Source organism: Pectobacterium colocasium (genome assembly GCF_020181655.1).
GTDB lineage: Bacteria > Pseudomonadota > Gammaproteobacteria > Enterobacterales > Enterobacteriaceae > Pectobacterium > Pectobacterium colocasium.
The window spans coordinates 3957547-3979805 of record NZ_CP084032.1 but is presented as its reverse complement, the minus strand read 5'-3'; the positions used below and the strand labels follow the sequence as shown (position 1 = coordinate 3979805).

Sequence of the window (22259 nt, the reverse complement as noted above, 5' to 3'; positions counted from 1 at the left end):
AAATGACGTGGTTCCCATCGCGCCTAAACGCCATTTGCCACATCGTGGTGATAATTTATAGGTGAAATTCCTTTTAAATAATTTGATATTGCTCACATATAATCAAACGTGATTCAATATAATCATTGTCAGGTAATCATGAACCGGGGATGGAGTATGTCGAACGTGCAGCAATCAGCAGAACAGGTATTAGTGGTCGCTGATGACTTTACGGGCGCCAATGATGCGGGCGTCGGTCTGGCGCAGCATGGCGCGCGGGTTAGCGTCGTCTTTGACGTTAATAAACTGCATGCGGATTTACTGGGTGACGCGGTGGTGATTAACACCGATAGCCGTGCGGTGAGTGAAGAGACAGCATTCCAGCGTACTACCGCAGCGGTTGAAGCATGGTTGACCGTCGGTGGTCAGGGCTGGATTGTTAAGAAAATTGATTCGACGCTGCGTGGGAATCTGGGTGCAGAAGTGACCGCTGCTCTTTTTGCCACCGGGATACCCATTGCGTTGATTGCGGCTGCGTCGCCGACGTTGGGACGCGTGACCCGCAAAGGCGAGGTCTGGGTAAATGGTCGTTTGCTTACCGACACGGAATTTGCCAGCGATCCCAAAACGCCAGTGGCCTCGGCGTCTATTGCGGCCCGTCTGGCGGAGCAAACTGCTTTACCGGTGGCGGAAATACACCTTGATGACGTTCGTCAGGCCAATTTAGCTCACCGTTTGCAGCAGTTGGCGGATGAGGGCGTACGTCTGATTATTCTTGATACGGATGTGCAGGACGATCTGGCGCATATCGTTGACGCCGTCAGAGCGTTACCGTTTCGCCCCTTGCTGGTCGGTTCGGCTGGCCTGAGCGAAGCGCTGGCAAACGCGCAGGACTTTACGCGCAAAACGGAGAAGCCGCTGCTGGCTGTCGTTGGGTCAATGAGCGATATTGCTCAAAAACAGATTGCGACCGTCAGATTGCGCAGCGATGTCACGCTGGTTGAGATCGATATCAACGCGCTCTTTTCATCCCATTCATCCACCGTCATGGCCTCCCAGTGTGAAGAGGCGGTAACCGCGCTGATGAACGGCCACCATTGCATTATTCGTACCTGTCACAACGAAAATCAGCGCTTCGAAATCGATGCGCGGTGCCAGCAGCTTGGGCTTAGCCGACAGCAGCTTGGCGAAACGATCAGCCACTATCTGGGGGAACTTACGCGCAGCATTGTTCAGGCGCTAGACAGCCTGACAGCGGACAGAACGAACCGGCGTCTGCCGGGTGGGCTGTATTTATCCGGTGGTGACATTGCGATTGCTGTGGCAACCGCACTGGGCGCGACCGGCTTTCAGATTAAAGGGCAAATCGCATCCTGTGTGCCCTGGGGATACCTGCTGAACAGCGTTGTCGGCACGACCCCTGTGATGACTAAAGCGGGGGGTTTTGGCAACGAAACTACTTTGCTCGACGTTTTACGTTTTATTGAGGAGAAGGTCAGTGAGTAAAATTATTGCGGTAACCATGGGTGATCCGGCGGGGATTGGACCGGAAATTATTATCAAGTCTCTGGCCGAAGGCGAGCTTTCCGGCGCGCCTGCCGTGGTGGTGGGCTGCGTACAGACGATGCGACGTATTCTGGCGCTGAATGTGGTGCCCGCCGTCGAACTGAAAATCATTGATAAGCCTGCCGATGCGGTCTTCGCGCCGGGTGTTATCAACATCATTGATGAGCCGCTGGAAGATCCTCAGGCGCTGGAGCCTGGTGTCGTTCAGGCACAGGCGGGCGATTTGGCTTATCGCTGCATCAAGAAAGCGACGGCGCTGGCGATGGCGGGTGAGGTCCACGCGATTGCGACCGCGCCGCTGAATAAAGAAGCGCTGCACTCTGCGGGGCATATTTATCCGGGCCACACCGAGCTGCTGGCTAAGCTGACCAACAGCCGTGACTACGCGATGGTGCTGTATACCGATAAGTTGAAGGTTATTCATGTTTCAACGCACATCGCGCTGCGTAAATTCCTGGATACGTTGAACCGCGATCGCGTGGAAACGGTGATCGAGATGGCGGATGTTTTCCTCAAGCGCGTCGGTTTTACCCACCCGCGTATCGCTGTTGCCGGGGTTAACCCGCACGCGGGCGAGAACGGCCTGTTTGGTGACGAAGAGATCACCATCGTGTCGCCATCGGTTGAAGCCATGAAGGCCAAAGGCATTGATGTTTATGGCCCGTGCCCGCCGGATACCGTCTATTTGCAGGCGTATGAAGGCCAGTACGACATGGTGGTGGCGATGTATCACGATCAGGGACACATTCCGCTCAAGTTGCTGGGCTTCTATGATGGGGTGAACATCACTGCCGGCTTGCCGTTCATCCGCACCTCTGCTGACCACGGCACGGCGTTTGACATTGCCTGGACGGGTAAAGCGAAGTCTGAAAGTATGGCGATCTCTATTCAGCTCGCGATGCAGCTGGCCTGATTCAGGCTAACTCATCACCGTTGATGACATGGTGTTGTAAGCGAATAAAACGCGATACAGTGCGCATTGCAGGATATCTTCCTTCCCGTGTTTGGGAAGGTTTCTGGTATCCTGCAATCAAGAATAGAGAGTTTAACAACAGCAAGATGGATATCGCCGTGGATCCTACATTAACCGATGCTTTCCGCATGAGCGGGGATAAAGTAAGAGGCCAGAGCCGTCTTGATCAGATTATGGATTATCTGAAAAGCCATAATCTGGTGACAGTCGATGAGCTGGTGTCCGTGATCGACGCTTCTCCGGCGACGATCCGTCGTGATTTAATCAAACTGGATGAGCAAGGCGTGATTAGCCGCAGTCATGGCGGCGTGACGCTCAATCGTTTTATTCCTTCCCAGCCGACCACGAATGAAAAATTACAGCGCAGTCTTCAGGAGAAGCAAGCGATAGCTCGCTATGCCGCAACGCTGGTCAAACCGGGCAGTGCGGTGGTACTGGATGCGGGAACGACCATGCTGGAGCTGGCGCGTCACCTGACGCATTTGCCGCTGCGCGTGATTACTGCCGATCTGCAAATTGCGCTGTTCCTGTCTGAGTTCAAACAGATTGAAGTGACAATTATCGGTGGGCGTATTGATGACAGCAGCCAGTCCTGTATTGGTGAGCATGGCCGTCGTCTGTTACGCAGTATCTACCCCGATATCGCGTTCATTAGCTGCAACTCGTGGAGCCTGGATAAAGGGATCACCACGCCGACGGAAGAAAAAGCGGGCGTGAAGCAAGATCTCGGTGTGAATGCCAGCCGCCGGATACTGCTGGCCGACAGCAGCAAATACGGCGCGTATTCGCTGTTTTGCGTGACGCCGCTGTCTGAGTTGACCGACATCATCACCGATAGCGCGCTGGCACCCGAGGTGCAGGTGCAGCTGAAAGGGAAAACGTTCAATCTGACGCTGGTGTAAGTGAAACGAGGTGCCATCCGTGGCGCTGTCTTTCCTGATACTCTGTGTGCTGGCTAATATGATTTATTTCATGCTAGCGGCAATGGTATCGACGTTGTGCTTAAACGCCGCCGTATAGGTTGCGGCGGGGCCCGAGGCGTCGGTCAGGGCTTCAGGGTACAGTTCACCGCCGGGCTTCGCGCCGCTGGCATCGGCGATTTGTTTCACCAGACGCGCATCGGTCTGGTTTTCAATGAAGTAGCTTTTCACTTTCTCTTGTTTAATTTGCTTAATCAGCGAGGCTACTTTTTTGCTGCTGGCTTCCGATTCGGTAGAGTAGCCCACCGGTGACAGGAACTTCACACCGTAGGCCTGGCTAAAATAGCCGAACGCGTCATGGCTAGTCAGCACCTTACGCTTTTCTGGTGGAATCGTGGCAAAGGTTTTCTTCGCGTAGCTGTCCAGATCCTGTAGCTGCCTGATGTAGGCTTCGCCCTGCTGACGATAGTAATCGGCATTCGCCGGGTCGGCTTTTACCAATGCGTTGACGATGTTGTGCGCGTAGACCACACCGTTGCTCATGCTGTTCCAGGCATGGGGATCGGTTTCCGTTTTGCCGTCTTCCACCATGGTGCGGGTGGCAATGCCGTTTGAGGCCGTCACGACGTCGCCACGGTAACCGGATGCGGTGACCAGCCGGTCGATCCACCCTTCCAGCCCCAGCCCGTTAACGAAAACCAGATCGGCGTGAGCCAGCGTTTTGCTGTCTTTCGGTGACGGTTCAAACTCATGCGGATCGCCATTCGGTTTCACCAGATCGGTCACGGTTACACGATCGCCACCGATATGGCTCACCATATCGCCAAGTACGGAAAAGCTGGCGACAACATCAAGATTCTTTGCCATCGCCAATGGGCTAAGTAGCAGGCCGGATAACGCGATAGCTAACAGTGAACGTTTCATTTTTCCCTCACAGAAAGTTGCAGATAACGAGATTCATCGGTCAACGACGCTGGCGTAACAGCCCACCGTGGTGACCAACACAGACCGAGAAACAGAAAAACAGCGTAATCGTCAGGATAATGGCGGGCCCGGCGGGCAGTTCGGCATAGTAAGACCACAGCAGGCCGATCAGGCTGGCGGCCATTCCTTGCAGCACCGCAATGCCGAGCATGACGGGCAGACGCTGCGTCCAGAAGCGTGCGCTGGCGGCAGGCAGCATCATCATGCCGACCGTCATCAGCGTGCCTAACAGCTGGAATCCGGCGACCAGATTCAGCACCACCAGCGACAGAAACAGGCCGTGAATCAACGCCCGATAGCGTCCTGAACACATGCGCAGGAAGGTCACGTCAAACGATTCGATCACCAGCGCCCGATAGAGAGCGGCCAGCACCAACAGGGAGGCGGATCCGATCAGCGCAATGTCGATCAGCGCGGCGCGATCGACCGCGAGAATCGATCCGAACAGCACATGCAGAAGATCGACGCTGGAGCCGCGCAGTGACACCAGCGTGACGCCGAGCGCCAGCGATCCGAGGTAAAATCCGGCGAAGCTGGCGTCCTCTTTTAACTCCGTGTGGCGGGTGACGAAGCCGGAGATCATGGCGACGGATAGCCCGGCGATAAAGCCGCCGATACCCATCGCCAGCAGCGACATCCCGGAGATGAGATAGCCGATAGCGACGCCGGGTAAGACTGCGTGAGACAGCGCATCGCCAATCAGGCTCATGCGTCGCAGCAGCAGGAAGCAGCCCAGCGGCGCGGCGCTCAGCGTGATGACCAGACAGCCGACCAGCGCACGGCGCATAAAACCGAATTCGGCAAAAGGAGAAGCGATCAGGTGAAATAACATCATGACGTGACGATCCTGAGCGTTGGCGTATCGCTGTCGGCCTGGCGCAGGCTATGCAATATGGGCTGCGCCTCTCCCCAGCGATGGCCGTCCGGGGTGAGATGCAAGATGTTCGGGAAGTGCTGACCGACCAGCTCCAGATCGTGCAAAACGGCCAGAATGGTTCTGCCTTCGGCGTGAAGTTGCTCGATAATCTGTAAGAGTGCCAGCGTGGTATGGCTATCGATACCAGTAAAAGGCTCGTCCAGCAGAATGATGGGAGCCTGTGTCAGCAGTAGCCGCGCGAAGAGCACGCGCTGTAGCTGTCCACCGGACAGGACGCCAATATGCCGATCGGCGAAATCCTTCATAGAGACGGCATCGAGTGCATCAGTGGCTTTGCGATGCCAGTTGACGTGAATACTCCGCAGCAGGCCACGATGGGGCAGCGATCCCATGAGAACCAGATCGCGTACGCTGATAGGGAATTGCCGATCGAATTCGGAGAGCTGCGGCAAATAGCCGATAGCATTATCCTTGCTGCCATCGCCGAGGCTGAATGAACCGGAAAGCGGCGGCAGCAGACCCGCCAGCGTTTTCAGCAATGTGGATTTTCCGCAGCCATTTGCGCCGATAATCGCCGTCAGCGACCCCTGGTGGAAACATCCGCTGATTGTCGCGAGAGGCGGCTGACGGCGATAGCCAAAGGCCAGTTCCTGTAGGGCAATCATGGCAACACCACCGCCCACCCGACCAATAGCCACAACAGCACCAACAGCAGGAAAACCAGTAACACGCGCTTTAGCGCAGAGAGGGAGTAAAAACTTGTCATTATCATCGGTAAAAAATCAAATTGTTATATTATAACGTATCATTTTTTAATGATAACGACAGAGGGAATAGGTAAAAAAGTATGTAAGCGGATTGGGTTTGGGGGAATATTTCGTGCGCCGCACTGTTGAAAAAAACCAGTCAACTCATATCGCGATGGCTTTTCTCTTCACGGCGTAAAAAATTATGCTGAGGTGAACATGAACGCCGAGTGAGCGGCATGGATGCCGCGAAAGCCAGTGCCGCGTAGGGAACGCGTCACTGGCGGCTCGAAAAGCGGTTATGGGCACCGAAGGCACCGCGTTAGCGGCATAATTTCCGCCAAAAGCCGGGGTTCATAGGGGGCTTGCGTAGCCCCCTATGTCGGGCGCGTGCTATGACGTAGCATGAAGAGAACGGTGTTTGAAGCGCACGAAACCGTGCACAAGCAATGTGACTAAAAGGCAACCATGTGAACACATCACACCGTGACGAAATTCCCCTGCATATCAACCACAAAGCGGGTTGCAGGCTCATCGTTGATGTAACCGGCGAGGATTTTTAGCATCAGGCCGAAGCGGTATTGCAGGCTGTCCGGCGGCAGTGTGGCTGTTGGCGTGTAGGCCGCCAGCAGGGCTCGGTACTGTTTCACCCGCGCAGACGGAATATCCTGCCAGGCGAGATCGCTGCCGTTGCGCAGGCAATACCAGTCGGTCACCAGCGTGAGCAGTGAAATATCCTGTAACCCATCTGTGCCTGCTACCGCCTTTGGTTTGCGCTCAGCGGCGTCAGGCAGCGTTTTGGCGCTGAGCGGATCCTGTTGCTGGGCAATCCACAGCAGATCGCCACAGTTCAGCGTATTGATGAGAGGCGATAAATCTTCCGGCCAGTCTTTTACCAGAAAACGCTGGCGTACCAGCAGCGCCAGATGATGATGCAGGAAGTCGTAATAATCGCGGCTTTTCAGAATGTCGCCCAGTGGCTCACCAGTGCGATCCAACTCTTTCTGATAAAACGGGAACAGATGGTTGAACTGCGGCACGTTGCGCAGCACCAGCGTATCGATATCGACCCGATCGCTATGCAGCGTCGCCAGCTTCATGGCAGGCGGGTAAGCGGCCAGCGACGGCACCGCGACATTCACCAGCGTGCCCTGTGAACCGCGATACACGCCAGTGTCGTTGACGTGCAGGTGGCCGCTGAAGTGCAGGCGGATTCCGGCTGCCAGCGCCTGTTCGGCGACCTCTGGTCGCGGCGTGCGTTTAATGAAACTGTTGCTGCCAAACAGCTGTTTTTCGTCCTCTACCGTACCGTCGAGAAAATCCACCAGCGGGTAGTGTGAAAACACCAACAGCTTCTTATTCTGTGCTTTCGCCCGCTGTACCACCGATTTCACCCACGGCAGCATGAACGGCTTCTCGGTCAGCAGCGCATTCCAGCCGGTATTGCTGCTGGTGGAATAGCCTTCAATCCCTTCACGTTTCTCCGGGCCGTCTTTAACCTGATACACGTTGGCATCGATGGAAAGCAGCCACAATCCCGCTTCCGGCTCTACCAGATAGGACGCGTCCACAATGTTCCACTGTTTGCTGCCGTCCGGTGATCGGGCGAGGTACTGGCGTTTACTGAGTTCGTCGCTGTCGCCAAACGGTGTTTCCCAGTGCAGGAAGTCGTCGCGTTTAAAGAAACCAAACGGCTTCATCAGCGGTAGACCGCGTTCATAGCCGAGTGCCTGCATTTTTGCGGTGACGATCAGCGACTGTGCGTCGCCAAGCTTAACGCCGGGTTTGCTGCTCAGCATGGTGCTGCTGCCGTCGGCGTTGAGCATCCTCTGCCAGGAGTCATCGCCCTGTGGGCGATTGACATCGTGGTTGCCGGGGGTGGTGAAGAAACGCATACCGTGACGCTGCTCATACTGTGTCAGGATAGCGGCAATACCTTCAACGGTGGGCTGTTGGCCATCATCAGAATAATCGCCGGACAGCACCACGTATTTCACCTGCTGTCTTGCCAGTTCGTCCAGCGCGGCCAGCAGCGCAAAGTAGGGTTCATTGAAGATACGGGTCGAATTGACCGAATCTTTCAGGGTGCGAATGGTGAGCTTCTTTCCGGTCTGCGCATCGGGCAGGCCGTCAAAATCGTAGTTGCCATAGATATTGTGGACATGGACATCCGAAATAATGGCAATGCGCAGCGGTCCGGCGGGCGCGGTCGTATCGGCGTTGGCGTGAAAAAAGCCGCCAGCCAACGTAATGGCGCTGCCTGCGCCGAGCTTGACGAACGTTCTGCGAGTGAGTGATGTCATTGATGTCTCCGGCATTATTTATAACGGATGGCTGTATAACGCATAATCATGACAGGCAATCAATCGTGCGCCGTCGAGCGCATCGCCCATCGGGGCGGCGAGTTGGGATTGCCACTCGTCCGGCAGCCAGGGACGAATATGTAAGCCGATGCTGCCCATGAGCGATAAGCGAGGTGTGGCGTGGCGCGCCACGGCGGCCAACAGCAGGCTGATTTCGCTAGCCGTCTGCGCGAGTAGCGCGTGAGAAACGGCATCGTTCTGCTGAGCGCAGTCAAATACACGGCGAGCGAACTGTGCATAGTCGCCCGGTTTCGCCTGTTGGATAAACGTCTGGAATGCCTCAAGCGTATTGGCGGCTTGCGCGGGTGCTGTGCTGGCGGAAAAGTAATCGTCGATGCTCTGACTGAGCGCGGACGGCGCGCACCCGCCTTGCAGGACATCGTAGGTATGTTGCAACGCCGCCAGCCCGAGGCGTGCTCCGCTCCCTTGATCGGAAATCGGGAATTCATGACCGCCGTAAGCGGTAATCGTCTGATTCTGCCACGCCAGCCCGCAGGAGCCGGTTCCGGCAATGACGACGCCCGCCGCTTCTCCTTGATTGACGGCCAGGCAGGCACCCAGCGCATCGGTATTAAGTACCTGAGCGGTATAAGGATGCGGCAACGCCAGAAACGCCTCGTAGGCGACGCGATGTTCCGCGCTGGCGAGCGCCAGTCCGACTTTCAGCCGGGATACGTCATCCAGTGACAGCCCGCTGTGCTTCAACGCCTGTGCGATGGCATCGTCCACCGACTGACGCACGCTTTCCACGCCGAGCAGCAGGTTGGCGCGACCGCCGTGTCCCTGACCGAGCGGCGTGCCGTCGGCCTGATAAATCCGTGCCCGACAGCCTGTTCCACCGCCATCCACGCCAGCATAGAGCCATGTTGTCATGATGTGCTCGCTCCTGAATCCAGATAGGGAAGGCAGGCTACCGCCAGATCGCCGCTGAGAAAGACCGCATCGTGCGGCGAATCCGGCAGGCTGTTAAGTAGCAGGGTCAGCTCGTCGGCGCAGCGGGTCAGCAGTTGCACCGCCAGCGCGTCCTGCGGGTGTGCCAGCACAACGTGTCCGAGCGTTGTGTAGTCTGCGGCCTGCGCCTGTTTTGACCAGTCGATAACCCGATCGACCTGTTTATTGAAGTGCAGGAACAGCGCGTCACTGAGCGGCGTAAGCGGCGTGATGCCTTCCACGGCCTGAAGCATCTCCTGTACCGCCCACAGCCCCAGCCGCGACAGACTAGCCGGGGTGCCGATAGGAAAGCAGTCGCCGCCGCGACAGGTCAGGAGGCCGTCATGCCAGCGCAGCAGTCGGGTAAAGCCGCCAGTGACGAGCAAATAGCGATGTTGTCCAGGCCAGCGCTGTTCGCACAACGCACTTTCCTGCGCCCGATCAAAGGGGCGATCGCCATCAATGTCGATCTCCCTCAGTTGCCATTTCACGGTGCGCTTTTCCGCTGTTGTTGATTGGTCGCGATCGTTTCGTTGAGGCGCTTCACATCGTTTGACGTCAGGCGAAGATACTCATCAAACGACACCTGATCGTTCAGGTATTGGGTAAAGCGTGTCAGGATGATGGGGTACAGTTCGTTCGCGCCCAGACTTTCCATGCGTTCCCAATCAAAGACATAAGATGGGATCTTTTTGATCTCTTCGCGCGCGGTGTTCAGGCCATCGATCACATGCTTATCTTTAGTCTGGTAGTGCAGATCGCTGATATCCGCGCCGACGATGATATTGAAGCGTTCGGCAATCTCACGTTGTAGCGGTTCGCTGCCCAGCCATTCCATGAATTCGGCGACTTCCTGCGGGTGCTTGGTGGTGGTAAACGGCATGATAAAGGTCGCACCGCCCATCGAAATACACTTCTCTTTGCAAGGTGCGGGCAGCACTTTCCAGTCAAAACCGTCGCCAATCTGCTTACTGAACTGGTTCAACAGCCAGTTGCCGGAGAAGTAGGTCACGATGTTGCCGTTCACGAAATCGTCCGCCATGCTCTTGTACTGGCCGCCGCCCGCCGCGCCCCACATTTCACGCGGGAACACGCCTTCATCCGACCAGCGCTTTAGATCTTTAATCCACTGCTGCGCCGCGGCGTCCGGGAAGTTGATCAGCCCGTCTTTATCGTAACGTGCGCCATAAGAGTAGGCTGGGCCGGAGAAGCGGAAACCGCTGCGGTCGATGGTGAAGGGGATAGGTACGCCGGTTTTTTCCGCGACCCGCTTCGAGGCTTTCATCAAATCATCAATCGTGTAGCCCGGCTGTGGCAGAGGAACGCCTGCCTGTTCAAACAGCGTCACGTTAACGAATGGCAGATCGGCCGTCCAGGACGCGACAAAGCCCGGCAGCGCATCCGCTTTATGCACGCCTTTCACGCGCATGATCTTTTCGATGCCAGCGCTATAGCGTTTCTCAAAGGCGGCAGGGTCTTTCAGATAAGGGCGCAAATCCAGCGTATACCCGAGCAGCCCCATTTGCGTGGTTTTGGCAATATCCGGGCCTAAGCCCGCCGCCAACTGCATCGGCAATTGTGTTTGCAGCGCGTTATAGCCGGTGCTAACAAAATTCACATCGATGCGCTCATTGCTTTGGGAGAAAGCTTTCACTTTCTGTTCCATGAAATGCACTAATTCGGGATCGTCGTCACTATATAAAAATGTTATTTGCGTTTTAGCGGCTAACGCGCTGGTGCTGAATAACCCCAGTGCAAGGGCGGAAAAAAATAACGCGGTGTTGGAACGCATCATAAACCTCTCCGTTGATGAGCACATCTTATGTTTGATTAATGACGTAAATACCCTGTCGCGGTTAACGGGGTTTATTTTCTTGCTGTGAGTTATTCCGTTTTCTTATTAATGCAAATTTGCATTCATCTGTCATTTTCATCATGCAATCATGGACAGAACCCTGATTGATTTATGTGAAGCAGGTTAAAGATATTTTAAATGTTGATTTAAATAAAGCATTTTTGTGATATTAATCACATATATAAACGCGATAATCTTATTTATTAATGCGAAATGTCAATAAATGAATGCAAATAACAATTTAATGCAAATTTGCATTCTAATTGCGATGTCACGGTGCAAAAAATGGTGCGTTGCCCTAAATATTGGCAGCGTGCGCACAGCGAAAGTGCAAATACGTGCAGCCATACATTTTCGTTATTTTATTTGTCAAAGCCGTAAACAGGATTCCGTATGAATATCGGTTGGAAATTAAAGAAGAACGGCGTCATTAATCGGTTTTTGATTACCGAATTGACGGAAAAACGTTATTTCGCCGAGCCGGATACGCTGCCGGATAAGGTGAATTACCGCTTTATTAACGGCTTTGTCGATGTCGGCGTGTTGCCCTGCCGCGTGCGTTTTTTGCAGGAAGAAGCAAAGCGTGAGGTGACGTTGCCAGACGATTTACGCTTTCCGCTGATGTGGAGCGGCGGCGATGAAAGCCGCAACGTGAATTTCAGCGATTTCTGGCCGTGTCCGGTGCACGTTCAGCGCTTTGCCCGCTGCGTGATTCACAGCGACAGCGCGCAGGCGGCCCCTTTTACGCTCAGCACTTGCGGCGGCGTCACGCTGTGGCTGAACGGCGAGCAGGTTGCCCGCTTTACGCCCTTTACTCGTAATACCGAACAAACCTGTGCTATCACGCTGTCGCTGAAAGCAGGGATGAACACGCTGGTGGTACATAGCGAAGAGCTGTGCGAGCGCGATACTGATTACCTGTTTAGCCTGTGCTATCAGGGGGAAGACACACTCTGCTGGCAGCTTGACGACGACGCAGCGCTCAGCGAACAGTTGACCGCGCTGGATGGCTGGATAAATGGGCTGACGCTGGAAAATAATCTGATCCAACCGCCCGTACTGGTGCTGAATAGCACGCAGCCGCTGCCGGAATCCGTGACGATGGCGCATCGGCTGATTGGCAACGTCAACGAATCCGTCCCCGCATGGCAGCAGAAACAGACGCTGCCTGCGGGTAATCTGGGCTGGCAGGTGGATCTGCCTGCGGTTCTGGTGGGTTATTACGATCTGGTCTGCGCGGCGACCTGCAACGGCATTACGCTGACGCGCACCCTCAGCTTTGGGCGCTTGCCTGAACAAACGATGCCTGCGCTGCCGACATTAGCGGCGCGGCGTGAAGCGGTACTGCGCCATACCGCGTTACACGGTTTTGAGCGCCTCGGGCGGTTGTTGGCGATTGTTGCAACGGGTGAGGGCAACGATGCTGCGGCGCCGATTCTCAACAGCGCACTGCAAAAAATCAGCCGCCGTGAAGACTGTGCGGATTTCCAACTGGTGCCGCTGATTTGGCTGTGGCAGCGCTATCAGGGGCAGGCGCTACCGCCGCAGGACTGGCGGCGTGTGCGCAGCGCCATTCTCGGTTTCCGCTACTGGATTGATGAACCGGGCAACGACACCATGTGGTTTTGGAGTGAAAACCACTGCCTGTGTTTCCACGTTGCACAGTATCTGGCAGGGCAAAACTTCCCTGACGATACTTTCCCGTGCAGCGGTCGCCGTGGTCTGGAGCAACAGGCGATGGCCCACGAACGCCTGACGCGCTGGTTTGATTCCATTCTGGAACACGGGCTGGTTGAGTGGAATTCGGCGGCTTATTACCCCATCGACCTGATTGGGCTGGTGGCCCTGTACGAGCTGGCGCAGGATGCCGATCTGCGCGAGAAATCTCGCGTGGTGATTGACCGCATCATGCTGATGACGGCGTGGGTGCATCAGAACGGCGTCGCGGTTGGCACAATGGGACGCGCCTACGATAAAGAGCTGCGCTCCGGCATGTTGACCGAGCTGTCCGGCTTGTGTGCGCTGATGTGGGGTGAGGGCTGGCTGATTCCACACTGCGCCGCGCTGCCGCTGCTGTGCCTGAGCGACTATCAGCCGCCGGAAGCGACGGATCGGATTGCGCACTGGTCACTGCCGCACGGGGCAGAAGCTCGCTGGGTGCAGGGGCTGAACCGCAGCGCCCGCATCATCGCCTGGAAGCAGCGCGACGTCGCCTTTTCTTCCGTTTTCAATCATCACCCCGGTGAACATGGGCACCAGCAGCATCTGCTGGATGTGCGGCTGGGCACGCACTATGCCGCCCGCCTGTGGGTGAATCACCCCGGCGAGGATCGCCCTGATGGTGTGCACCGTCCGTCTTACTGGGCGGGGAACGGGCGTTTGCCGCACCTGATGCAGTATCGCAACCGCGCGCTGATGGTGTTCGATTTGCAACAGGATGTCCGCCCGTGGACACATCTCTATCTGCCGCAAACCGCGCTGGATGACGTCATCGTTGACGCGGTCTGGTGCTTCGTACGCGGCGGCAATGGCTATGCCGCCTTCCATAATCCTGCCGGATTACAGCCGTTTGCGAGCGCAGGCCAGCAGGCGGAAGGCGAACTACGGGCATATGGCGAGCAGAACGTGTGGTTCGTTGCCGTAGACAGCGGCGATGGTGCAGAAGGATTCACCGCATTCGTTGCCCGTTTCCGGGGGCGTTCGCTGGTACAGGATAGCGACGGCGTGCGTATCGACGATCCCGATTACGGCGAGCTGGCCTTTAGCCACGCGGCAGGATTCAGCGTAGCGCAGCAGCCTTTCATTTTTCCCGACGATGTCCCGGTCGTCCCGCAGTTCAACACAGGAAACCCATGACATGCAGACAGGTTCACTTAACCGACAACAAACCGAAGCACTGCTGGCGCAAGTGGCGCGGGCATTTTGCCGCCTGAAAGCGATCGACAGCGTGACGCAGGACGACACGCCGGATGCCGGGCTGACGATTCAATTCGAAGAGTGGGATTGGGAAGTCGGTGTCGGGCTGTACGGTTTTTGGAAGCTGGCGCATCTGACGCAGGACGACACCATGCTGACGACGCTGGCGAACTGGTATCAGCAAAAGCTGGATGCCGGGCTGCCGCCGCGCCAGATCAACTCGACGGCGCCGATGCTGGTACTGGCGCTGCTGTGTCAGGACAAACCGGATGCCCCCGCGCAGTGGCGTGACACCGTGAGCGATTGGGCGGACTGGCTGCTGCACTCGCTGCCGAAAACCGAGGACGGCGGCTTCCAGCACACGGTGAAAGAGCGCCCGAACACCGGGCAGTTGTGGGATGACACGCTGTTCATGGCTGGCCTGTTTCTGGTGGTCGCGGGGAAATTGCTCTCTCGCCGCGATCTGATCGAAGAAGCGGAATATCAGCTCGTCACGCACGCCCGCTATCTGGCCGATGTGCGCAGTGGGCTGTGGTATCACGGCTGGACATTCGTTGGTCGCCACCATTATGCCAATGCGTTCTGGGGACGCGGCAACGCCTGGATCACGCTGGTGCTGCCGGAAATGCGGGTGCTGGCGGACGATGAATTGTCCACGCCGGTACTGCGCACGCTGGAAGCGATTCTGGAGCAGCAAACGACCACGCTGGCACGCTGTCAGCATGAATCCGGCTTGTGGCACACGTTGCTGGATGACCCGGATTCGCCGCTGGAGACCTCCGCCAGCGCGGGGTTCATCGCCGGTATTCTGACGGCACGTCGGTTGGGCATGTTGCGCGATTTCCCGCAGGACGTGCTGGAAAAAGGCTATGCCGCCGTGGTGGCGCAGATTGACGCACAGGGCGTGGTGCAGGGGGTCTCGGACGGCACGGCGATGGGACACGACTTACAGTTCTATCGCGATATTCCCAATGTTGCCGTGCCTTACGGGCAGGCGCTGGTCATGCTGATGTTATTGGCACAGTTAGATTCTGTTTGCGAGGGCTGACAATGGCGAGTCTGGAACTAAAAAACGTCCACAAAAGTTACGGTGCGGTGAACATCATCAAAGGCGTGGATCTCACGATTCATGACGGTGAATTCATGGTTTTTGTCGGCCCGTCGGGCTGTGGAAAATCCACGCTGCTGCGCATGATTGCCGGACTGGAAGCGATCAGCAGCGGCGAACTGTGGATCGACCAGCGCAAGGTGAACGATCTCACGCCAGCAGAGCGCAAGATTGCGATGGTGTTCCAGTCTTACGCGCTCTATCCGCATCTTTCGGTGCGTAAGAACCTCGCGTTTGGGCTGGAAAACCTGCACTTCCCTAAAGCGGAAATTAACAGCCGTATTGATGAAGCGGCGCGTATGTTGGGGCTGGAACCCTATCTGGATCGCAAGCCACGCGCGCTGTCGGGTGGGCAGCAGCAGCGTGTTGCCATTGGTCGCGCCATCGTGCGTGAACCCGACCTGTTCCTGTTTGATGAACCGCTCTCCAATCTGGATGCCAAGCTGCGCGTGCAGACGCGCGGCGAGCTGTCCCGTCTGCACCAGAAACTGCGCACCACCATGATTTACGTGACTCACGATCAGGTGGAAGCGATGACGATGGCGCAGCGCATTGTGGTGCTGAACGCCGGGCGTATCGAGCAGGTTGGCACGCCGTTGGAACTGTTTAATCGGCCGAAAAACAAATTTGTCGCCGGCTTCATTGGTTCACCGCGCATGAATATGTTCCCGGCGCAGATCGTCGCCACCCGTGCGGACGGCGTCGAGGTACAGTGCCCGTCCGGCAATCGTCTGGCGCTGCCGTTTATTGGCACGGTCGGTCAGAACGTTACGCTCGGCATTCGTCCTTCACACTGTGAACTGGTGGCGGAAGGCGAGGGGATTGCGCTGTGCGTCGATCGCTGCGAGATGATGGGGCATGAGACTTTCATCTACGGGCGAATGGGCGGCATTGATGATGAGATGATCGTCCATCTGGCGCAGCACCGCGAGTTCGCGGCGGGCGAATCGGTGTTCGTCCGCTTCCCATCGGCGTATTGCCATCTGTTCGATGGCGACACGGATGACACATTGCCGCGCTGTGCTGAGCAGTAATTATCGCGACGGGAGAGGACGACATGAGAAAGATTGCCTTACTACCCGCAGGATCGCTGATCGATAAGCTGGTAACGCCAGTAGAAAAAGCGGTGAATCTGCTACAAAAACTCGGTGGCCGCAAAGTGATGCCGTGGTTTTTTATCGCGCCCAATATGCTGTTGTTCGCCGTTTTTGTCTTTATTCCGATTCTGCTGGCGGTGTGTTACGCCTTTACCGGCGGCACCAATATTCTGCTGTGGGAACGCCCCTACGTGGGCGTGGGTAACTTTGCCACGCTGCTGAGCTGCGGCAACTACGCCGAGCCATCGAGCTGTGAACAGGATTTGTTCTGGACTGGCGTCTACAACACGGTGTCGTTCACCTTTTTCAACGTGCTCTGCACGCTGCTGGTGGCGCTGGTGACGGCACTGATCCTCAACCGCAAGATTATCGCCCGTGGTTTTTTCCGTGCCATGTTCTTCTATCCGGTGCTGTTGTCTCCGGTGGTGGTGGGGTTGATTTGGCAGTGGTTCCTTAACCGCAACGGCTTGCTGAATCTGGTGCTGTCGTCGCTGGGGGGGCAGCCGATTACCTTCCTGCTCGATCCGATGCTGTCGCGCTTCTGGGTGGTGTTTGTCTCCGTCTGGTTTCACGTTGGGTTTTATACCCTGATCCTGCTGGCCGGATTGCAGGCGATCCCGCGTGATATTTATGAGGCTGCGGCGGTGGATGGCACCTCGCGCTGGCGCGGCTTTTATCGCCTGACGCTGCCGCTGCTGGCGCCGAACATTCTGGTGGTGGTGATTCTGCTGACCATCAACAGCGTGCAGATCTTCGATGAAGCCTGGGTGTTAACCAACGGCGGCGGCCCTGGTACGGCCAACAGCTTTATCGTGCAGTACATCTACCAGACCGCTTTTTCGTCTAACGCGTCGCTCTACGGGCTGGCCTCGGCGGCCTCGGTGTTGATGGGCGTGGTGCTGATGATTCTGACGGCGTTGCAGTTCCTGCTGACGCGTCGGCTGGAAGGGAAATAATAACGGGAGCCATGATGAAAATAATCGCATTTCTCACCCGTACCCGTCATCCGGGGCGCATTCATATTACGGATATCATGAGCTGGGTCTGGCTGGTGGTCGGCACGCTGCTGGTGCTGATTCCGGTGATGTGGGCGGCGATGTCGTCGTTCAAAACCCCCGCGGAGATCAACCGTTTTCCACCGAGTTTTCTGCCGCAGGCAGCGGATACCGTCACGCTGCCAGAGTACCCGAAGCCGCTGGAGTTGTGGCAGGTTAAGCAGGACGACGGCGAAGCGAAAACCATGGCGCTGGTGCGACGCATCGGCCTGATTGCACAGCTGGTGAACCCGGATGCACCGAGTGAGGTGGTTCGTGTGCCGACCAAAGATCTGGTGCCGATGAAAGCGCTGCATCTGGAGACGGATAACTACACGACGCCGATAACGAAGTTCCACTTTGCTACCTACCTGAAGAACACCGTGTTCGTGACGGTGATGGCGACGCTGCTGACCTTGCTGCTTAGTTCTATGGCGGCGTTTGCGCTGTCGAAATACGAGTTTCGCGGGCGCGGTACGGTGCTGACGTTGTTCCTCTCCACCATGATGATTCCGCTGTCGGTGGTGATGGTGCCGACGTTTCTGGTGGTGATTGGTCTGAACATGGGCGATAACCTGTGGGGCGTGATTATTCCTACGGTGGCGACACCGACCGGCGTATTCCTGTTACGGCAATATATGCTGACCATCCCCGATGAGCTGATCGAGGCGGCGCGTATCGATGCCGCCAGCGAGTTCCGTATTTACTGGAAGATCATCCTGCCGTTAACTGCACCCGCGCTGGCGGTGCTGGCGATCTTCTCGGTGATCTGGCGCTGGAACGATTTCCTCTGGCCGTTGATCGTCCTCTCCAGTCAGGATAATTTTACGCTGCAAATTGGCCTGAATGCGTTTCAGGGGCAGTTCTCGGTGCAGTGGCACTATATACTGGCGATGACGATGCTCTCGCTTCTGCCGGTAACGGCGGTGTTCGTCTTCCTGCAAAAATACATCACGACGGGGATTGCCAACACGGGGATGAAATAATGGCGACACTCAAGGATATTGCCGACCGCGCGGGGGTTTCCATCAGCACGGTTTCCCGCGCGCTGAACGGCACGGCGCCGATCAGTGCCAAAGTCAGGCAGCATATTATGGCGATCGCCACCGAACAGGGCTATCCGCTGCATAAAGTGGCTAAAGCGACCGTCGCGCAGACGGAACCGCTGCGCCACATTCTGCTCGCGACGCCGCGTAATCTGATGTTGGAGAGCGAATACAATCTGGTGTCGCTGACGCTGATTAACGCCCTGAAAACGCTCTGTCTGCAACGCAATATCCAGCTGCGTCCGTTTTTGGGGGAGCACGACACCATTAACGAACAGCAGCTGTTGCGTGAGCTTCAGGGCGGAAAAGAGAGCGGCATTCTGATCGTGAATGACGATCATCCGACCCTGCTGAACGCCGTGGCGGAAAGCGGGATTCCGGCGGTGCTGATTAACGGTGAAGATCCCTCGATGCGCCTGAGCAGCGTCACGCCCGCCAACCACTATGCGGCGGCGGCGGGAGTGCGTTACCTGATCGAGCAAGGGCATACGCGGATCCTGCACCTGACCTGGACGTCACGCATGACGATCAAACAGCGTGAGCGCGGCTATCGGGATGCGCTCATGCAGGCAGGGATTGCGGTGGATGACGATCTGATCCTCTCGCTGCCGGATTTTCACCCGCGTACGGCGCGTGACGCGCTGCTGCGCTGGTTGACGGCGAATCCCGACAGACTGGGGGTGACCGCGATTTTCTGCGCGGCGGATAATCAGGCCATCGGCGTGATCGACGCGCTGTATCAGCACGGGTTACGGGTGCCGGAGGATATCTCCGTCATGGGGATGGATGATATCCTGCCGTTCGACATGCTGCCGGTTTCACTCACCACGGTGCATCTGCCGTTTGAGACCATCGCCCGCGCGGCGCTACAGCTACTGGCGCAGCAAATGACGCCTTCACAGGCGCTCGGTATTGCCCAGCGCACGGAGCTGGCCGGACAGGTGGTGGTCAGAGAGTCGGTTCGGCGGGTGAGGTAGGCGGGCGTTATTTACAGGGTGGTTTCACTCTGCATAAGCACTACAGTTAAAGCGGCATTCTGTATTCAATTACGCCGGGTTTTTCTGCGACCCAATCATAAAGTCGCTGAGCTGTTTTATTGGTTTCCTGCGTATGCCAATACAGCCGATCGCAGCGTTCTTCTTGTGCCTTTTCTTTCACATATTCAATTAATTTCTTTCCAATATTTTTTCCGCGCGCGGTTGAATCAACGAAAAGGTCTTCTAAGTAACAATAGCGGTTTATTCCCCAGGTGGAATCGTGAAAAACAAAGTGCACGAAACCGACAATGCGTAAACCGTCCCTGGCTACCGAGCAATACACCGGGATGTCGGGGTGAAAAAAGCGCTCCCAGGTGGTTTTAGTGACGTTATCGCTAAGCTGGACGTTATAGAACGCCTGATAATTTTGCCAATAAGGTAGCCACTGATCGTAATCTTGTGGCTCGACGGAATTCACCATGATCTGTTGGTTTGAAGGCATTATTTTTACTCTCATGTTGTCGCGGACAGGCGCTGAAAATCAGGCTGATATTTGTAGTAATAAAATAGCAGCGGAATAGACGGATATGCCCATCCACTTATTGATAGAGGGGCAGACCAATTCTTTCACACCCTATAACTCGATACATGAATGGCACCCATTGCGGGTTTTCTGGCGCACATTGCATATATCGGGCATCGCGCATTGGCATATACTCATTGCTGTAGGGCTTACGTGTAGCCTGCTTTTCACGCGACAATGGAGATTTCATGACTCGTAATCAGGGTTTTTCTTTAGATATTGGCTGGCAGGCTTTGCTAAAGGATTTTGGATTTCGGCCTGAGCATGTCCTGCGCCGGGCGGGGTTACCGGAAGATCTCTTTGCCCGTGGAGAACAGACGCTTTCCGTGGAGGATTACTTTCGGTTTTGGCGCAGTCTGGAGACAGAAGCTGACGATCCATTATTTCCCTTGAAACTTATCGAACTGGTCACCGCGGAACTCTTTGATCCTCCTCTTTTCGCGGCGCTCTGTAGTGCGAATCTGATGCAGGCAACGCAACGGCTTGCCAGGTACAAACAGTTGATACTCCCTATGCGTCTGGATATTGATGTTGCCGACAATGGTGATTTGAACATTTCACCGCGTTGGCTGTTTGCACAGGGAGATGTCCCTGCTTCATTACAGGTTGCAGAGATCGCCTTTCTGGTTCGGCTGGCTCGGCTGGCGACACGTGAACCCGTTAAGGCCAAACGCGTCAGCCTGCCCGTTCCTCTTTCCGCCGCTTATGCGCCGCACTACAAGGCCTTTTTCGGCGTAGCAGTACAGCACGATCCGAATTTGAGTGTGACGTTCTCCGCCGCAGATGCCCTTCGCCCGTTTCTGACCGTCAATGAAGGTATGTGGCGCGTATTTGAACCTGAATTACGTCGGCGTTTGAGTGAACTGGATGCCGCCGCAGCGATCGCCGAGCGTGTGCAAGCCTTATTGCTGGAGTTAATTCCCAGCAACACGGCAACCATTGATACCGTTGCCGAGCGTCTGGCGATGAGCAAGCGGACGCTACAGCGTCGCTTAGAGGAGGAGGGAGAGAACTTCCGGGTGTTGGTTAACCGTACCAGAGAGAAACTGGCCCGACATTATCTGGCTAACTCCACGATGTCCGGCGGTGAAATTGCTTTTCTTCTTGGCTTTGAAGACCCTAACTCGTTCTATCGTGCATTTCAGGGATGGACAGGGCAAACGCCCGACAATGCGCGTCAGACAATCCGATCGCGGCGATCAATTTCATCCTCTCCATCGCGCCACTGAACGTTCGCCGAACATGCTGAATACGGTTGGCGCAATCGGCAAGTGCTATGGCGTATCGCGCTAGATGATTGGCGCACGCTGCCTTATAGAGTAGCAGCCATAGTCACACGGTGCTGAAAACGGCCCATTTGCAACCTTACCTCAGACAGGAATAGCCAATATGAATGCGAAAGTTTCTTTAGTAACAGGGGCGTCTTCTGGAATCGGGCAGGCGACGGCCCTCAGATTAAAAGCGCTGGGCCATACGGTATATGCTGCTGCTCGTCGGGTCGACAGAATGCAAAATCTGTCCGATGCCGGTATCCACACGCTGGCGATGGACGTCACCGATGATGCCTCTATGCAGGCCGGTATTCATGACATCCTCAAAAAATCGGGACGTATCGACGTGCTGATCAATAACGCGGGATATGGTTCATACGGGGCGCTGGAGGAGGTTTCACCCGATGAGGCTCGGGCACAGTTTGACGTCAACATTTTTGGCGCCGTGCGCCTGATTCAACTGGTGCTGCCCCACATGCGTGCTCAGCGTGCGGGCACCATCGTCAACATCTCTTCGATGGGGGGCAAGATGTATACCCCACTGGGCGGCTGGTATCACGGCACAAAATTCGCGCTGGAGGCAATAAGTGACTGCCTGAGACTGGAAGTGAAGCCGTTCGGTATTGATGTGGTGATCGTTGAGCCGGGAGGTATTAAGACCGAGTGGGGGAGTATCGCCGCGAATAAACTGCGTGATGTCTCCGGCACGGGTCCCTACGCGCCTCAGGCGAGGGCAATGAGTGAATCGATGATTGGGGAAGCGAACAGTAAGCGCCTGTCACCTCCAGACGTTATTGCTGACACGATTGCCCGTGCGGTTAGCGCGCGGCGACCAAAAACACGTTATGCGGTGGGGTTCAGTGCCAAACCGATGATCTTTTTACGCGGGCTGTTATCCGATCGAGCCTTTGACTGGCTGATCGGCAGCGCGACGGGCGTATCTCGTTACTGGAAAAGCTAAGGCGTATTGCTTTTTTAACCACCTGCTTAACCGCAGATCACAACATGAACGGGTACGTTGTCTATTTCATTCT

19 protein-coding genes are annotated in these 22259 nt (G+C 56.0%); 11 read left to right on the top strand and 8 right to left on the bottom strand.

Annotated elements, in window-relative coordinates:
• Positions 1-156 precede the first annotated feature (156 nt).
• The 3 genes from dtnK (at position 157) to LCF41_RS17995 (ending at position 3420) form a co-directional block, all read left to right on the top strand.
• Positions 157-1485: a D-threonate kinase gene (gene dtnK / locus LCF41_RS18005; protein ID WP_225085743.1), complete on the top strand. Its 1329-nt coding sequence runs from the start codon at positions 157-159 to the stop codon at positions 1483-1485.
• On the top strand, positions 1478-2458 hold the full coding sequence (locus LCF41_RS18000; RefSeq protein WP_225085742.1) for a D-threonate 4-phosphate dehydrogenase: 981 nt from the start codon (positions 1478-1480) through the stop codon (positions 2456-2458). The genes dtnK and LCF41_RS18000 overlap by 8 nt, the downstream gene beginning before the upstream one ends.
• Before the next feature lie 146 nt (positions 2459-2604).
• Positions 2605-3420, top strand: a complete 816-nt coding sequence (locus tag LCF41_RS17995; protein WP_225088218.1) for a DeoR/GlpR family DNA-binding transcription regulator — start codon at positions 2605-2607, stop codon at positions 3418-3420.
• A 63-nt stretch (positions 3421-3483) separates the two neighbouring features.
• Here LCF41_RS17995 and LCF41_RS17990 read toward each other — a convergent pair whose 3' ends face one another.
• The 7 genes from LCF41_RS17990 to LCF41_RS17960 form a co-directional block, all read right to left on the bottom strand.
• Complete coding sequence (locus LCF41_RS17990) at positions 3484-4362, bottom strand: metal ABC transporter substrate-binding protein (protein WP_225085741.1); 879 nt, start codon at positions 4360-4362, stop codon at positions 3484-3486.
• Positions 4363-4402: 40 nt separating this feature from the next.
• The gene (locus tag LCF41_RS17985; RefSeq protein WP_225085740.1) at positions 4403-5257 is read right to left on the bottom strand and encodes a metal ABC transporter permease; all 855 of its coding nucleotides are present in this window, start codon (positions 5255-5257) and stop codon (positions 4403-4405) included.
• Positions 5254-5964, bottom strand: coding sequence for a metal ABC transporter ATP-binding protein (locus tag LCF41_RS17980; protein WP_225088217.1), 711 nt, complete (start codon positions 5962-5964; stop codon positions 5254-5256). The genes LCF41_RS17985 and LCF41_RS17980 overlap by 4 nt, the downstream gene beginning before the upstream one ends.
• Before the next feature lie 560 nt (positions 5965-6524).
• Positions 6525-8348, bottom strand: coding sequence for a metallophosphoesterase (locus LCF41_RS17975; RefSeq protein ID WP_225085739.1), 1824 nt, complete (start codon positions 8346-8348; stop codon positions 6525-6527).
• Positions 8349-8366: 18 nt separating this feature from the next.
• A complete protein-coding gene (locus LCF41_RS17970) occupies positions 8367-9281 on the bottom strand; it encodes a glucosamine kinase nucleotide-binding domain-containing protein (protein WP_225085738.1) in 915 nt (304 codons plus the stop codon).
• On the bottom strand, positions 9278-9829 hold the full coding sequence (locus LCF41_RS17965; protein ID WP_225085737.1) for a glucosamine kinase: 552 nt from the start codon (positions 9827-9829) through the stop codon (positions 9278-9280). Before LCF41_RS17965 ends, LCF41_RS17970 begins: the two co-directional genes overlap by 4 nt.
• Positions 9826-11133 carry an ABC transporter substrate-binding protein gene (locus LCF41_RS17960; RefSeq protein ID WP_225085736.1) on the bottom strand — a complete coding sequence of 436 codons (1308 nt, stop codon included), beginning with the start codon at positions 11131-11133 and terminating at the stop codon, positions 9826-9828. The genes LCF41_RS17965 and LCF41_RS17960 overlap by 4 nt, the downstream gene beginning before the upstream one ends.
• Positions 11134-11586: 453 nt before the next feature.
• On the opposite strand from LCF41_RS17960, the gene LCF41_RS17955 reads away from it, so the two are divergent.
• Genes LCF41_RS17955 through LCF41_RS17930 form a run of 6 tightly spaced genes read left to right on the top strand, consistent with a single transcriptional unit; the run spans position 11587 to position 19371 of the window.
• On the top strand, positions 11587-14049 hold the full coding sequence (locus LCF41_RS17955) for a hypothetical protein (RefSeq protein WP_225085735.1): 2463 nt from the start codon (positions 11587-11589) through the stop codon (positions 14047-14049).
• A 1-nt stretch (position 14050) separates the two neighbouring features.
• A complete protein-coding gene (gene bglB / locus LCF41_RS17950) occupies positions 14051-15157 on the top strand; it encodes a beta-galactosidase BglB (protein WP_225085734.1) in 1107 nt (368 codons plus the stop codon).
• 2 nt (positions 15158-15159) lie between these two features.
• Positions 15160-16251, top strand: a complete 1092-nt coding sequence (locus tag LCF41_RS17945; protein ID WP_225085733.1) for an ABC transporter ATP-binding protein — start codon at positions 15160-15162, stop codon at positions 16249-16251.
• 23 nt (positions 16252-16274) lie between these two features.
• Positions 16275-17270, top strand: coding sequence for a carbohydrate ABC transporter permease (locus LCF41_RS17940; protein ID WP_225085732.1), 996 nt, complete (start codon positions 16275-16277; stop codon positions 17268-17270).
• Between the two features lie 11 nt (positions 17271-17281).
• Positions 17282-18334, top strand: a complete 1053-nt coding sequence (locus LCF41_RS17935) for a carbohydrate ABC transporter permease (protein WP_225085731.1) — start codon at positions 17282-17284, stop codon at positions 18332-18334.
• Positions 18334-19371 carry a LacI family DNA-binding transcriptional regulator gene (locus LCF41_RS17930; RefSeq protein ID WP_225085730.1) on the top strand — a complete coding sequence of 346 codons (1038 nt, stop codon included), beginning with the start codon at positions 18334-18336 and terminating at the stop codon, positions 19369-19371. The genes LCF41_RS17935 and LCF41_RS17930 overlap by 1 nt, the downstream gene beginning before the upstream one ends.
• Positions 19372-19417: 46 nt before the next feature.
• Here LCF41_RS17930 and LCF41_RS17925 read toward each other — a convergent pair whose 3' ends face one another.
• Positions 19418-19873, bottom strand: a complete 456-nt coding sequence (locus LCF41_RS17925; RefSeq protein WP_225085729.1) for a GNAT family N-acetyltransferase — start codon at positions 19871-19873, stop codon at positions 19418-19420.
• A 269-nt stretch (positions 19874-20142) separates the two neighbouring features.
• Here LCF41_RS17925 and LCF41_RS17920 point away from each other — a divergent pair, with 269 nt between their 5' ends.
• Together LCF41_RS17920 and LCF41_RS17915 are read left to right on the top strand one after the other, a co-directional pair.
• Positions 20143-21183 (top strand): AraC family transcriptional regulator, encoded by a 1041-nt coding sequence (locus tag LCF41_RS17920; protein WP_225085728.1) that lies wholly within the window; start codon positions 20143-20145, stop codon positions 21181-21183.
• A 160-nt stretch (positions 21184-21343) separates the two neighbouring features.
• Positions 21344-22186, top strand: a complete 843-nt coding sequence (locus LCF41_RS17915; RefSeq protein WP_225085727.1) for an oxidoreductase — start codon at positions 21344-21346, stop codon at positions 22184-22186.
• Positions 22187-22259 lie beyond the last annotated feature (73 nt).